Here is a 14,909-nt window from a genome sequence, read left to right as displayed (position 1 = left end):
TTGGCCGAGCTGAGTCAGAATGGAGTACAACTTTACTTGAAATAAACGCTCTTTTTTTCTGCTCGAAGAGCTTGGGAAGTGATTTAGTCCTTTTTGAACCGTTCATTATACCTTTGTAACATATCGTGAGAACCATCCCAGTTTGGTGGCGTTTCCCAATTCTTGTTATGCTTTTTACCGATAAATATTCCCAGTAATATGTATTCGTCATTAAAATAAACTCTTCCTCCCCAATTCTCAGATTCAATCATATTCATAAAGACTGGTTGTTTTTGTTCTAGTTCCAGTAAAGCATTATTTAAAGCATCAAATCCAAATGTGAGATGGTTGCGCCTATCTGCGGATTCTTTTTGGAGCTCTATCGTTTTTTGAAAGTTTACAGCTATGTCAGATAGGGGTGTAGTATTCCTATAAGTAAAGTTTTCAGGTATTTGTCTTTCTAAGATAGATAGCTCATTTTTTAATACCTCAGGGATGGTGAGGTTGTTTTTTAGAAGACTGACTAGTTTCACGGTTTCAGTACCTCTGCACCATATCTTTCACCTTTTAAAAGTACTTCCATCTCATAGTATTCATCTATAGAAAACTCCCAAGACCATGTATCAGTTGGCCCTGGTTTACCGGTTGGAACACGAAGCAACACCCCTCCTTCCCCTCGAGATTTTGCAAATGACCGTGCTACCTCAGGATCATGGGACCATGATGTATATGGGCTTGCACTGGAATAACCTCCTTGATTATGTAATTCCGGTGAAATATTGCTCAAAGGGTTAGCAGGTTTAACAATACCTTTTTGTGCATCTTCAAGTGCAGGATGTTCTGCATGGACACCACGATATAGATATTCCTTACAACTCAACCCCAGCGGATCAATCCATTCTATGGGATTCGGACAATACTGATAACCATTCAATCCGCCAGCCAGTCCAATAGGATCATGACTGATATACCGCCCGGTCCGGGGATCATAATACCGATTAAAGTTCTGATACAACCCGGTTTCGATATCTTCGTACAGCCCGGCGAATCGTAATTTCGGATCAACAGCAGAGCCATTCCTCGGATGGATTTTATGGCTCTGGCTGTTGCGGGTCTTACCATAAACCTCATGCTCGGTCGCCCAGAGTTGTTCTCCAGTCTCGTGACTGTACAGGGCTTTGGCGGTGCCCAGATGATCAGCTTCGATATCCAGCAGGCCCAGTTCATAATCATACAAGCCTACCGGTTTATGGCTGTAAGGCTCGTAGAGGTAGTATTGCTGGAAGGTTCGGTTATTGAGATTACAATCGATGTGTCGCGTCTGAATCAGATTGCCGCCGTTCCAGACGTAGCGTTCTGCGTATTGATACCAGAGATCGGGTTGGTTATGGGTGCGATAGCGTTTGTAGTTTGGATGGTAACACTAGAGATCGTTAAGCTGGGAATCAATACCTTTGATGAGGGGGCCATTGAGATCATACTGCGTCATGCACAGGGTAATCTGAGACTGTGTTGTAATCTGTGTTATGGCAGTCTAGCCGAAACCTGTCGGGAAAACAAAATGACGGTGACGATCCGGCATGTGAATAATGTCCTGATTCAGCCGCACTGGAGCAGTCATGAGTAGTTAATTCAGCAGCAGGTGCGTTAGCGATGCGATCATAAACCCAAAACAATCCTGTAAAACTGAAAAGCCGGTTGCGTTTCAACGGGCTTTTTGTGTTTTTGGGTGATCGAAAAAGACAACGAAAACAGACAGACAACATACCGAGCCAGAATGGTCATAGCCTGGCTACGATGAGAGTGTGAAAAAACGTTCGATGGGAAATAGGTTGGGTGTTCGATGCCGTTTGGAAAAACGGTACGATATTTATTTGGCTGAGAGGAAAAATATTATGACATTAGTATGGTAAACACGGTGAAATCTTGTCAAAAGTTATGATGAATAATCTGGAAAAAATACGATGGGAGTTTGGACCGTAACAATAATGATTAGCCATATGCTTCATCTTCACTCACCAAAGAATCAATAAATTCATCCAGTGTATTGCAGAGCAATCTGGTATTTTTTTTGACATTATCTTCCATACTTAGATCATCATGCCATGAATCTGTCGCCAGAAAAAAAACCTTACCTGTCATATCAATACAGATATAGTTATTACCCCAATCCAATGCAAATGGAAGTAAGTGAGTTGGAATAAACCCTTTAGATATTCCATTTTGATATGTATCTTCAAGAGAACTTTCACCGGGAGACGTGTCCTTCATTTTCAAAAAACCTGAAACGTAGATTGGTTCAAAATCATCATCGCCAATCCAATGATCCGGTTCAGGAGTCCCACCATTGGTCTGCAAATAAAATACTTTCAATGTATCAGGTAGTTGAAAACCAAGCCGCTTTTCTATTTCAGCAAGATCAGATTTAGAAAGTTGTGATCCGATATCAGAAAATGTCGTTGTTGTCATTTCTTTTCACCTTAACCACAGTCGCCTTTGTTTTTCTTTTGTTGATTTTCTGGTTTTGGAGGTTTTCCTCGTAACCATCCTTGTTCTTGAGAAATAATTACTGCCTCTTGAGATCCATATTCTATCCCAAACGCCTTTTCAAACTGTGAAACAGAACCGCCATGAGGTAGGGTAGCCTCGTGCGCTTTTGCTTTAACCAACTGCATCGTTGTATAGCCGGTTTCTGAGTTGAAATCATCCACATGATGCCATGTGTATCCTTTTGTATCTTTTGGAGAAATACAGGCTTCTTTAAATCCCTGAGTGAAATCTCGCCCTCGAGTGCCTTGCATTTGGATTTTGACAATATTTTTCTGTCCTTCTCCAACAGGATACAGATCGGGAGAGTCGGTAAAATCAACACCAGGATATTTTGACAGACCAAGGGGATCAATCCAACTAACAGGGTTTGGGCAGTACTGGTAGGCATTGAGCCCACCAAGTATGCCGATTGGGTCTTGGTTGATGCAGCGGCCAACATCCGGATCATAGAACCGGTAGCAGTTCTGGTAAAGGCGGTTTCCTGATCCTCACTCTGGCCCTGGAAGTAACGGTCCTTCTAATGCTCACTCCATCTCATCGGACTAAAATGGTGAGTAGTCGGCATTAACTTCTCTTGAAACCACAAATTTTCCCACCTACTTCAATCTCAAGAAAATCCCATTGCGCATCGCTCTCAGCCCGCCCCCTTGGGTATCCGACAAAGTATGCTGGTCCAGGAAAGTGGAAAAAGAATACATCCAGATTATCTGCAAAGAAGTCATACGAACACACTAATGCAGGCTGTTTCGCAGAAAATACTACAGCCACTTCCTTGTAGTTGGCGAGCGTTGTTCGGTTAATAAAACTTTTTATTTCTGGATCAGAACACTCATCCCATTCAATACAAGTCGAATTTGGTACCTGAGACCAGTTAAGCCGATTTCCGCTAATTTCCCACGGAAGTTGGGTGACGTGCTCATCAAAGCACGAAGAGAACTGTATTGACTCTACTCTGGCGTTTCCGCGTTTTAGGAGATCGCGTATCGCCGGCATATCTACGATGTTCATTACTTGACCACAAGTTAAGTGTGAGGGAAGTGCTCTAAAATACTTAGGTAGTCAGACTTTGATGCCCCATCAACCTTGACTGCTCCTAGAGTCCAGTCTTTCCGTTTAAGCCCATTTTTAACCCACCAGTTGATATGGAATCCTTTGTCAGAACTGGGGTCAAAATCTATCCGCCAACCTCTTGTACCATCTGGTGACTGCATTCCCGTTACGCGCCCTTTGTGAGGACCTATTTCCTGTACAAATGGAATGGCGTCGTCTTCTAGCCCAGCCTTTTCCCGCGCCATTTGCCTTGCATTACCAAAGGCCTCATAGGGAGTGGCCCCTTCCGCAACTGAAACTATTTCCTTACAACTCAACCCCAGCGGATCAACCCATTCAACTGGATTCGGACAATACTGATAAACATTCAATCCGCCAGCCAGTCCAATAGGATCATGACTGATATACCGCCCGGTCCGGGGATCATAATACCGATTAAAGTTCTGATACAACCCGGTTTCGATATCTTCGTACTGCCCGGCGAATCTTAATTTCGGATCAACTGCAAAGCCGTTTTTGGGGTGGGTTTTATGGCTTTGGCTGTTTTTGGTCTTACCATAAACCTCATGCTCAGTCGCCCAGAGTTGTTCTCCGGTCTCATGACTGTACAGGGCTTTGGCGGTGCCCAGATGATCAGCTTCGATATCCAGCAGGCCCAGTTCATAATCATACAAGCCCACCGGTTTATGGCTGTAAGGCTCGTAGAGGTAGTATTGCTGGAAGGTTCGGTTATTGAGATTACAATCGATGTGCCGCGTCTGAATCAGATTGCCGCCGTTCCAGACATAGCGTTCTGCGTATTGATACCAGAGATCGGGTTGGTTATGGGTGCGATAGCGTTTGTAGTTTGTCGCCCATTCGGTTTGTTGTTCGGGTTTGTCCTGTTTGAAGACGGATTTCTCGATCCTTCTGCCAAATGGGTCATAGCGGAAGGTCAGCGCTTGTTTGAGTGTACCGTTGATGCGTTCTTCAAATTTAATAAGTTGATGCTTGGCATTGTATTCCAGGCTTTGAACGATCTTTTGATCTTTACCTTTTTTGATCTGAACAAGATTGCCGTATTCATCGTAGCTGAAATGCCGGTCACCCATAAATGGCAGGCGATTATTGTCGAGCCGGGTTAAGCCTTCCGGCAGACGGTTGCCAGCAGCATCAAAATGGAGGTCCTGCTGACCTTCCCGATCTTCAACTTTGGTCAGCAGATCGAGATCGTTGTAGTGGTAGCGGCTACTGCCATGCAGTTCGTCAATTCCGGCAATACGGTTTTTGGTATCGTAATGATAGTGCCGTTCATGCAGGGTCAGACGATTGGAGTCGTTCTGCAGCGACGTAATAAATTCCAGGTCGCGGTATGCTGGCCTTGATGACGCTTAGCTAATTGATCATGGGCATTAAACTGCTGATCAAACAACGATACAGGTGATATGGCTTCATGTGGGCGCACACTCATACGGCTCAGCATACCGCGTACGTTCCAGGCGTAATTCTGCTCAAACGTCCACGCCTGACCGATGCTGTCGCGATGAATAAAGTCGAAGTACCCACCACGCTGATAGGGCTGGTGTGCGGAGTAACGCACTGAGCTGATATAGCCTGCGTCAGTGTATTCGACAAAATCGATATCGTGCTTAAATGACTGGCATTCACCGTTATAGTCGACAAAGCGCTGGCTGGTGTGTTCTTTCGACAACAGGCCGTGTACGGTGTAACCCAGTTCAACTTTGGCATGTTCATTTACCGCGCCAATAAGCCGGCCATTGCGATCATACTGATAGGCTTGCACGATATTTTTGGTCGGGTCGCTGGCATGCTGATAGTGTTCGCTGATCAGTCGGCCCAATACATCTCGTTCAAAGGTTGCTGTGATCTCTCCCTCACGCTGTTCAATCAACTTGCCGGTACCGTTGTAGCGATAATGAATCGTACGACCATCGACACTTATTTCGGTCTTAATGCGTTCACAGCCATCATATTCAAACCGGTGTGCCTGACCATTGCCGTTGATGATCGCAGTAAGGTTGCGTTCCTGATCGTATTCGTAGCTGAGCCGGGTTCCATCCGGTAGGGTCTGGGCGAGGATTTGTGCGTAGGCACCGTAGTGACGTTGCGTGATACGACCAGCTTGATCGGTATAGGCAATCACGCGCCCCATGCGGTCGTAGGTATATTTTTCGTGTTGTCCCTGTGCGTTGGTTTTGAGAATCAGTTGTCCCTGATCGTTGTATACAAACTGGTCATCCTGGCCGTGCAGACTGCGCTGGCGGTGCAGACGGCCTTGTTCGTCATAATCGAACCAGAGTTGCTGAATGGGCTTGGAGGGCCCGGTATCGGTTTTAGAATCGTGTGGCCAGATACCTTTAGCCTCACTCAGAGAATCGGGTAATTCCGAACTCGGATATGGTACGTCTTCATGGAACAACCGGTATTCACTTAAAGTTCCCCAGCGGCTATTCCAGAAATATTGGTGGCATCGACCCTGACGGTCAATATAGCGCTGCAGGGTCTGACCATGGTAGTCCCAGTGTTCGGTTTCACCGCTTGGATGTTTGACACGAATAAGCTGATCAAAGGCGTCATAAAGATAATGAGTCGTCTCACTGGTATCGGGTCCGCCATTTGTCCCCCCTTGCCAATGCCTGGTGATGTGGCTGGGAAAATGTGTCTCACGCCAGTAACCGATTGTTTGTATCTGGCCGGCGGGATCGGTATAACGGATTAGGCGCTGCTGGTCATCATATTCATAGTCGTGTTCACCGCCATTGCCATCGATGTAATAAGCGATATCGCCTTTGTCTGTATAGGACCAGCGTTGCTCATGGCCTTCACCATCCATACGGTAAATTTTCCGGCCATGATCATCATTCTCATAGACTTCAACACAGCCTCGACCGTCGGTCACTTCATGAGTGTTGGGTCGGATATTCCAAGCAAACCGATAATCATAATGACCATCTTCAGCAAATTGTCTGACACAACGGGCATGGGGTGATAACTCATTCCACTCAAAGCCGAAACGTAAACCGCTGGGGGTTTTATGACGGACAAACAGGTGATGATCATAACGGAACTGCTCACCGGGTTTGCCAGGTTGTTTGCTGGCAATTAAATCGCCATTCCGGTTGACACGATAACGGATCAGACATCGCCCGCTTTCGACATCGTCCGGGTTCTGATTGTTGACGCCATAGAGAGTTTTGATAGCACGCCAACTGCCATATTGGTCAACTTCAAAGAACAGCTTCTGTCCCCAACTCGATTCTGCGTAAATCAGTTGTCCGTTTGCCGGGTGATAGTGCAGATTCCAGTGATGAACATGGTCACGGCTGTGTACTTGTCTAAGGCGATATTGATCCACCGTACCGGGACGAGTTTCAAATTCATAGACCAGACCATTGTTGATCAGACTGAAATCATCACCGATGACCTGAAGTTGCAAACCACATGGATGGTGAATGTTATGCACAGACGAGGATGACGCGTCATTCAGCGGAATCGGAAACGCAGCGGATAATCCTTCTTCAGTGCGCACTGTCATCACGGTCTGCTCAGTCATAGTCGCAGGCTGGGCGTCCTGATCCGCCGGGATCTCAATGATTTGTGTGCTTTGAGTCAGAGTAAGATCCCAGGGATGGCTCCAGCCATAGCCAAGCTCACTTTTGCGGCGAATGGCGCTGGAGCGGTAAATCCGCTTCCAGATCAGCGGTATTGGACCGGGTAAACTGAAATCCGTAATTTCGGTAATTTCTTCACCGGTGACCATGGAGATTGGGTGACCTTTGGTATCGCACCTGGCATTGACTGGTGAACATTCTCCGTTATCGTTCTGACTTTGATGCTGGGTATCTTGAGCATTCTTAGGATTAAGATCGTCCTGCTCGTATTGATGCTGGCCATTGGCGTGGTGTTTGTCTTTTTCCAGGCGCAAGCGGATGGGTTTAGGCAGGCGGTCTTTAAAGGTCAGGTACTGGAACAGTGTTTTGAGCAGTTCGGCCATGCGCACCAGATGGCGGGATTTGCTCAGCAGGCTGGTTCCGGCTACGACAACCGCGCCGACACCACCGGTGGCGACTGCCGCAGCAATGATCAAAATCAATTCCAGCGCCGCTGCACCAAAAAACCTGTGCTGTTCAACCCGGGACATGGAGCCAAACCAGTCTTTGGGAAAATGGATCAGCGCCTTCCAGACCTCGGCATCGGTGGCCAGCCATTTTAAGATGGTATAGGTCTGGCGAGCCTGATCGATTGCTTCGCCAAGCTCACTGCAGACGGTGACGTAATCGTCCTTGAGTTCATCGAGGCTGTAGCCATCGGCGAGTTTGTCATACAGTGCCGCCATAAGTTTCTGAGTGCCGGTGGCGATGTTGACAAAAGGCTCAATCACGCCTTCAACGATTTCTACTGACTCATCAAATAACCCATGTAAAAACGCCACTCCCAGAATCATGCCACGCTCAGCTGCGTTGTATTCCATCAGCAGGCTATCGAGCCTTTGTTTACGCTCACGGCGATCTTCGATCATCTCTGAAAGAGTGGATTTAAACTCGGTGCGAATACGGTTTATCTCAGCCTCGTCCACTGAGAACGACACTTCAGCTTCACCATCTGGCAGATGCTTGATTTCGGCTTTGCCTTCCTCATTGAGCTGGCCTTTATAGGCCACGCCATCGACGGTAACGAGGTATTTGAGTTTAGGTACCGATGCACCATCCTGATCGGTATAGTTCAACAACAGATCATGATCTCTACGGGTGACAACAGGTGCTGGTTGGAAGTAAGTCAGACTTGGATTTTCGGGCCCTGAAGACCGGGGAGTTGAGGATGACTCAGCGCCAGGACTACCGCTGTGATGAACGCCTGTCTGACTGCGCGTTACAGAACAGTCACGCAACAAAAACAGGGTGCTGTCTGTATTCCTGAAGCTATTAACGGATGCATAGCGTGACAGACGATAACTACTGCCATCACGGACATAAATACGGAATATATCCTGATCGAAACTGAGCCATCGCTGTGCCTCACCCGTGGTGATGCAACCCCAGTCAGACCAGTGACCAGGCAGTTTACTGCGAACGTCTGTGGGCAGGCGTGAAACGATGTCTTTATTACCGGAAAATCTGGTATTGGGCGGTTCAGTAGGAATAGTCGGTTTAGCGGAGTATTTGGGATACAGCTCATCATCCCCGGGTAGTCCCCAATAGGAATCGCTCATCTTGTGTCCTTGTCCGTGATGAAACTAAGCGTTCAACTCCAAGGTATACTATTTTATGCATGTATGGCATTCCGCGAAGCAGACCTCAGAACGAAAAAACAAAACTGTTCTCATACTAAAGAATGATTTTTTGAGTTGGTGTTCGGATATTTGATTCTTGCTGAAAAGAAACAAAGCGATGGTTCATTTCTCTCTCAAAAGCTAAATCGATCTGTGGGGCACAGTGAAACAAAAAAATGACATCAACAGAAACCATGAGGAAACTTTTTAACCATCCTGAACATCATGGTGTGAAATAGTAAGGAGTGGACCTGTTAATTTTTAGCTACAGCTTGAACCAAAGTCACTTGTTAAATGACATACCCTCACTCTCGCAGCGAATTTGGTAGAACTGCACAACTTTTGGACTTTCGTTAGATAGGTCAATGTTTCTGAGCCTACGTTTACCGAGCCTGGAATCAAGCATGGCCAAGCATCTTATCAGTAGATTATCAGACTCCAGAGATGCCTCAATAGAATTTTTACAGTACCCATCTAGCGAGTCATAGTACGTATATTGGTTAAATTTGCCTTCTGAGGCCAGCTCTTCATGGGCAATTTTCTGCGCCTCATATGGCGTAATACCCAGTCGATTTACAATTTCATCAATTCTCTCGTATTCGATGGAATAGAAAGAAAGCGTGCACATACTCCATATCTCAGTTTTATCGAATGTGATATATCCACGACCCTCTTCGTCGTGGGTTCCTCGATAATGAGTAGAACGTAATTCGACTCTTCCGCTTACAGCATCAGAAAAGAATTCTTCTACTTTTTTCTTTCGCTTACTCCATTGCATGACTTTACCCATTTAGCACCGACAGCACGCAAGAACGAAATGAGTCTCAGTGCCTTTCATAATTTGGTAGTTACCATGATTCAATGTGCTATTTATATAGCCTTACATAGTTGTTCATATAATAACCGGTGATAACTAAATAAACAGAATATCTATTCACTTATTACCAGTGCACAGAAACATAATACTTCTCAAATTTCCTATCTTTTAACTGCTGCATACATTTTCATTTATACCTAACGATTATCTCGTTTGCAAAATACTTGATCCGATATTTTTAGTACCAAGCTTCGTGACATATATTTCTCATCTGCAGTGATTTGTTAGTTGTATTTGAAACCTCATACTATTTTGACCCATTTCGATCGCCACTCTGGAGCTGGATAATCTTCCGGCCAAAATTCTACTTGCTTGCAGATTAAATCATTCTCTACCGTGTGAAATGTTATTGCTCGTGCTTTCAATTCGCCATCGGTAATTAAGACATCCGTTACAACTGTATTGTTCTCACAAACAATAGAGTTTATATCAAATAACCATTTACCGTTCGCAGGATAAGAACTATTTACCGCCGTAAAATTTTTACGTCCAACGATAAGTTCTGAACTCTGTGGCCAAAACACTTCAAAATCTTCCGAAAGCCATTCACTTGCTTTGGTAAAATCATTTGATTTCATCGCTTCCCAAAATGAAATCACTACATCTTTTGGGGCCATAAACCTCTCCGAAATTTTATACAATTAATGCCCGCAGACAGGGGGCATTTTGGAGCGACAGCACCCTACTTTCTCGCACTCGTTAGCATGGGTTGCCATCCCTATAGCTACGCCTTTATTTTCGCAGGTATAACACGTGAAAATCTGATTTGCGCTGATATGAAGCGCCTGGTTCACAGATATTCGGCTTATCTCAGGCTCTATAAACCTATAAAACATCTGAACATATTCAATAATATCTCAAGTAAATAAATTTAGAAGTGACTCGTTTCAATATGGAGTATTGAAAACGAAATCGTTTCTAGAGTGACTAATTACAATGCATTTTTCTCTGCTTCGTTCGCTAAAACCTTTAGCAGATTGTTATACTCTTCTGCGTCTTGAGAAAAATGAGCGCGTCTATGACAATTTGGGCAGAGAGCTACAACATTTTTGGGATCGTCAGGACCACCATCAGCAAGTCTATGCACATGATGACACTCAAGAAAAGGTCCATTTTTTGTATTGAACGGGGCAGGATCTCCACAACCCTCACAAATGCCATTTGAACGGGCAACAACATAAAGCTTTAGTGCTTGGGAACGATAGTAAACTACTATGTTATCGATATTTCCCTTCGCTTCATTTATTTCCCACCAGCCCATCCTTTTACTTTCCCTTTTAATTCGAGCCTTTCCAGCATATTGCTCACGTCTCTATGGTCGATACCGTAAACCACAAAGCCAAAGGCTTCTTTGCTGCCATAGTGTTTTATAAAATCAAAAAGGTTTTTTCCGAATGATATATCTACCCGTCCTTTTCTCTTGGGTCGAACTTTGCAATTCATATAGGTGACATTCCATGTACTGATTGCACCGTTTGAGCTTAAGACTTCTACGCGACCAGGTTTTATTCGATATCTGCCACCATTTCGAATGAACTTCGCTCGCTTATAAGGAGCATGGAACAGAGTCATATAGGCGACGAATACAAGAGCAAATAACAACATCAAGACCGCTACCCATAAACCAAGAAGTATGAAAATAGTGGTTTTTATTGCGAGAATAAAAAATGCCAATAAAAATATAAAAAAGTCGAATTTTTCAAAATAGAGATATTTATCGTATTTTGGAGCCAGCAAATATTCCGAGTGATCTGCATTCACATCAATCATTCCAGAGACAAGTGTTACATCTATAAGACGTCTTTTCAGTCAAAAAGTCACCTTACCTTATTGTTCATATGGTGACCGATGACGTTTATGGAGACAATATATTCGTATCCTCCAACCAGCTTACTTGACGCAGGTGTTTGTGAGCACAAAAAACCATCACATCACGCACGGTATTCCGTTTGCATTTGATGGGGATAATCGCTTTATCTGCATTGGCAAGCCCGGTAACATTTTCCGGCTGATGACGGATGGATGTGGGACACGGCGATTTGATCAAGGGAAAAACGTCCGTAAACTTACCCGATTTATTTGCCACACCTTAGATGATGTCATCGGCTCTCTGGTGAATGAAGATGAAGCATATGGTTAAAAGTTGTTCTATCTTTTAGCAAGAGGATGGAGACTGACGGACCAGGAAATCATTTAAAACGCTGCTTTCCCGGTTATCAAAATATTCAGGAGTTTTTGATCATGCACAGGAACAAGCTGAAACACGCCTTAAAAGTCATATTACCGTTACTGTTGCTGCCGGGTTACGCACTGGCTGACACCGAACTCAAGCCGTTTACCACTGATGGTTGCAGTGTTTTTCCGGATGGCACTCCGGCGGCCAACAGTAAATGGATAGAATGTTGTATTCGCCATGACTATGCTTATTGGAAAGGCGGTACGTTTGAACAGCGCGAGCAGGCGGATGCGGCTCTGGAGCAGTGTGTCAGTGATATGGGTGAAAGTGGTATCTCGATATTGATGCATGCCGGCGTCCGGTTGGGCGGGTCGCCATACTTTCCGACCTGGTATCGCTGGGGTTATGGCTGGCCAATGTTCAGTGGATATAAGGCGTTAACGACAGAGGAACAACAACAGGTACAGCGGCAATTACAGGTGTTTCATAATTTGATTGGCACATTGGTCGAGGAAAACGTGGAATAGTCTGAATGGTTTTATAAGGATGGAAAAAACAGTGAGGGAATATCCCTTCCCTCTAAGATCAACTTAAATGCCCCTTTCTCCGGCTCACCCCCCAAGACGATGGGATGAACCTGATTCGAGAACGCCATCATCCTCCCAAAGCCTACCAACAACAACCCGCCAGACCCCGCATTTACGGCGAAATCACTTAGCGCGTAACTGTGATTGACAGTCAGATCGGAAAAAATACCTCAATCTCATACCAAGAAAGGAAAAACCGGAGTAACGGGTGCGTTCTTCCGGTTTTAATAAGACCTCACTGAAGTCCTTCAGCGATACTACATTTTATATTCCACTGTCATACCAATCGTTCTGGGTGCACCCAGATTGGCTTCCTGATAACCGGCATCAAACCAACTGCCGTAGCTGCTTTGCGACAGCGTAACCCGTTCGTTAAACAGGTTGTTAACATAGGTACCGACCGTGATGTTGCCTCGACTATAGCTCAGATTGATATCAACCACGGTGTAGTCACCGGCAGTGCGGTCTTCGTCGTTGTTGATGGTTGAATAGTATTCACCGACATAGTTGGCATCCAGACCGGCGGACCAGCTGAGCCCGATGTATTTTTTCAAACCAAAGCCGAAGTTAATGCTTGGTGCGTAGTTGAATTCATTTTTCTTCCATTCTGGATTCTCATCGGTGGATTCAGTCACCAGTGACTTTAACAACCCAACGGTTTGGTACACTTCCAGGGTTGGCGTTACCGATGAGCGTACTTCCGCTTCGAATCCATAACTGTAGCCTTCTGGAATATTTTCGATTTCGATACCGCTCAGTGCCTGGTAGTCCTTGTATTGATTGTAAAAAGTATTGGTGCTGACGTTCAGGCGATTATCCAGAAACGTACTACGGGTGCTGAACTCGTAAGTCCAGACTTCTTCTTTATCAAACGTATAGTATTCATCATTATTGTTCAGAGTTGCACCGCCGGCGTTGTAGCCTTTGCGGGCGGTAAGTCCAAGTACGGTGTCAGCAGATACGGCATAGGTCAGGCCGATTTTTGGCAAAAACATGGTTTCATCCTCTACCGCGTCGATGGTTGGGGTGTCCTGCCAGGCACTGGCGACGAAATCGCGGTCCTGGCGCTCGTTCTCCAATCGCGCACCGAGAATCAGATCCAACGGCTCCATCAGGTTGTAAGTCACCTCACCAAATACCGCCAGCGTGGTGGTTTCATCATCTGAGGTAAACAGATCGTTAAATACGCCATCGGTCGGCTCGATCAGCACATCGAGATCCTTCTGACTGCTGTACAGATAAAAACCGATCATGCCACTGAGTGGCCCTTGCGCCGGTGCATAGACCACGCGGTTTTCCACTGTGGTGGATTTCTCGATCAAATCCATGCTTCTTGGCCAGTTATCTGGATACACTTCGAAAGCGGCGTGATAGTCGCTGTATGTAATACTCAGCACATTGCTCAAGGCATCGTTGAACGCATAATCGATATCCGTTGAAAACGAGTTCACCTCTGAGTCCTGATAGCGGGTATTAGTGTAATCACTCAGGGTCAGGGTGTAGTCCGACAGGTTGTGATCGTCGTAGTTATTCACAAAGTTCAGATACTCACCTTCCGCCTCACGGTGATTCACGGTTAACTTGGCCGATAGTCCGGCAATGTAGTCCGGTTCCCACAGCAGTTTTCCGCGCACGTTGATGTTTTCCTGTTCGGACGGATCCCAGGGGGCCTTATCGGTTCCATCGGCATATGCGTAATCGATATAACCGTTACCATTCAGGCCATCGATGGCCAGACGAAAAGCCAGCTCATCTTCGATGATCGGTCCGGAGACCATTCCGGCCAGCTGATAGCGATTGTGGTCATTGGCGGTTTCAAAACCGCCACGAATCGCCGCTTCCCAATCAAAACTTGGGTCTTTGGTTTGAACAACGATGGAACCGCCGATGGAATTACGTCCCTGGTTAGTGGATTGCGGTCCGCGTAAGACTTCTACCTGCTCGACATCCCAGAGGTCACCGTTTACGAACATGTAACCTGCCCAGGATTCTGCAATACCGTCAATCGACGTACTGACTCTTGGCCGGCTGCCGGAAATAAATGAAACCACTCCGGTTGCCGCCCCACCGCCATCAACACCTCGAATATTAATAGCACCACTGCCGCTGCTGATGACATTAGGGGCCTCGGTCACCACATCGGTTACATCTTTTTTGTCCCCCTCATCAATGGCATCTCCGGTTAAAACGGTGACACCGGTGGTGGTCTTTTTAGCGGATTTTTTAACTTTCTCTCCAGTCACCATCAAGGTATCCAGATTGATTGAACCATCATCGGCATATGCCACATTCGGCAAAAATGCTCCATTTGCTGCAACAATCGCCAGCGCCAGCAGCGAAGGAGAATAAATAGTTGCGGTTTTTTTTCCGCCAGCGGACTTGATATTCGACATGAATGTACTTCCCCATGTGTGAATGCAC

15 protein-coding genes are annotated in these 14,909 nt (G+C 45.7%); 3 read left to right on the top strand and 12 right to left on the bottom strand.

The annotated features are described in order from the left end of the window. Window positions 1-83: 83 nt before the first annotated feature. Together YC6258_RS12105 and YC6258_RS31180 are read right to left on the bottom strand one after the other, a co-directional pair. Window positions 84-512: a hypothetical protein gene (locus YC6258_RS12105; protein WP_044617222.1), complete on the bottom strand. Its 429-nt coding sequence runs from the start codon at window positions 510-512 to the stop codon at window positions 84-86. Further along, complete coding sequence (locus YC6258_RS31180; RefSeq protein WP_281176354.1) at window positions 509-1,216, bottom strand: RHS repeat domain-containing protein; 708 nt, start codon at window positions 1,214-1,216, stop codon at window positions 509-511. The genes YC6258_RS12105 and YC6258_RS31180 overlap by 4 nt, the downstream gene beginning before the upstream one ends. A gap of 12 nt (window positions 1,217-1,228) precedes the next feature. Between YC6258_RS31180 and YC6258_RS12095 the strand changes: the two genes are divergently transcribed. Beyond that, a complete protein-coding gene (locus tag YC6258_RS12095; RefSeq protein ID WP_144407625.1) occupies window positions 1,229-1,606 on the top strand; it encodes a hypothetical protein in 378 nt (125 codons plus the stop codon). Window positions 1,607-1,971: 365 nt separating this feature from the next. Here the strand turns inward: YC6258_RS12095 and YC6258_RS12090 are convergent, their stop codons facing one another. From YC6258_RS12090 to YC6258_RS12050, 9 genes are all read right to left on the bottom strand, one after another. After that, a complete protein-coding gene (locus tag YC6258_RS12090) occupies window positions 1,972-2,448 on the bottom strand; it encodes an SMI1/KNR4 family protein (protein ID WP_044617220.1) in 477 nt (158 codons plus the stop codon). Between the two features lie 11 nt (window positions 2,449-2,459). Continuing rightward, window positions 2,460-2,780, bottom strand: coding sequence for an HNH endonuclease signature motif containing protein (locus YC6258_RS30595; protein WP_211264671.1), 321 nt, complete (start codon window positions 2,778-2,780; stop codon window positions 2,460-2,462). A 313-nt stretch (window positions 2,781-3,093) separates the two neighbouring features. Next, window positions 3,094-3,537, bottom strand: coding sequence for a hypothetical protein (locus YC6258_RS12080; RefSeq protein ID WP_044617218.1), 444 nt, complete (start codon window positions 3,535-3,537; stop codon window positions 3,094-3,096). Between the two features lie 14 nt (window positions 3,538-3,551). Further along, the gene (locus YC6258_RS12075) at window positions 3,552-4,670 is read right to left on the bottom strand and encodes an RHS repeat-associated core domain-containing protein (RefSeq protein WP_044617217.1); all 1,119 of its coding nucleotides are present in this window, start codon (window positions 4,668-4,670) and stop codon (window positions 3,552-3,554) included. Window positions 4,671-4,879: 209 nt separating this feature from the next. Beyond that, window positions 4,880-8,788, bottom strand: a complete 3,909-nt coding sequence (locus tag YC6258_RS12070; protein ID WP_044617216.1) for a DUF6531 domain-containing protein — start codon at window positions 8,786-8,788, stop codon at window positions 4,880-4,882. 343 nt (window positions 8,789-9,131) lie between these two features. After that, a complete protein-coding gene (locus YC6258_RS12065; protein WP_044617215.1) occupies window positions 9,132-9,638 on the bottom strand; it encodes an SF0329 family protein in 507 nt (168 codons plus the stop codon). Between the two features lie 329 nt (window positions 9,639-9,967). Then, window positions 9,968-10,342, bottom strand: a complete 375-nt coding sequence (locus tag YC6258_RS12060; protein ID WP_044617214.1) for a nuclear transport factor 2 family protein — start codon at window positions 10,340-10,342, stop codon at window positions 9,968-9,970. Between the two features lie 314 nt (window positions 10,343-10,656). Beyond that, complete coding sequence (locus tag YC6258_RS12055; protein WP_044617213.1) at window positions 10,657-10,986, bottom strand: HNH endonuclease; 330 nt, start codon at window positions 10,984-10,986, stop codon at window positions 10,657-10,659. Continuing rightward, the gene (locus tag YC6258_RS12050; RefSeq protein WP_044617212.1) at window positions 10,968-11,486 is read right to left on the bottom strand and encodes a hypothetical protein; all 519 of its coding nucleotides are present in this window, start codon (window positions 11,484-11,486) and stop codon (window positions 10,968-10,970) included. The genes YC6258_RS12055 and YC6258_RS12050 overlap by 19 nt, the downstream gene beginning before the upstream one ends. A 148-nt stretch (window positions 11,487-11,634) precedes the next feature. Between YC6258_RS12050 and YC6258_RS12045 the strand changes: the two genes are divergently transcribed. Together YC6258_RS12045 and YC6258_RS12040 are read left to right on the top strand one after the other, a co-directional pair. Beyond that, window positions 11,635-11,865, top strand: a complete 231-nt coding sequence (locus YC6258_RS12045) for a hypothetical protein (protein ID WP_144407623.1) — start codon at window positions 11,635-11,637, stop codon at window positions 11,863-11,865. Between the two features lie 101 nt (window positions 11,866-11,966). After that, the gene (locus tag YC6258_RS12040; protein ID WP_044619981.1) at window positions 11,967-12,428 is read left to right on the top strand and encodes a hypothetical protein; all 462 of its coding nucleotides are present in this window, start codon (window positions 11,967-11,969) and stop codon (window positions 12,426-12,428) included. 317 nt (window positions 12,429-12,745) lie between these two features. On the opposite strand, the gene YC6258_RS12035 is transcribed toward YC6258_RS12040, so the two are convergent. Beyond that, on the bottom strand, window positions 12,746-14,881 hold the full coding sequence (locus YC6258_RS12035) for a TonB-dependent receptor (RefSeq protein WP_044617210.1): 2,136 nt from the start codon (window positions 14,879-14,881) through the stop codon (window positions 12,746-12,748). Window positions 14,882-14,909 lie beyond the last annotated feature (28 nt).

Origin of the sequence: Gynuella sunshinyii YC6258, from assembly GCF_000940805.1 — a bacterium.
Taxonomy (GTDB): Bacteria; Pseudomonadota; Gammaproteobacteria; order Pseudomonadales; family Natronospirillaceae; genus Gynuella; species Gynuella sunshinyii.
Note: the sequence above shows the minus strand (reverse complement) of the source record. Positions and strands in the feature narration are given on the sequence as shown.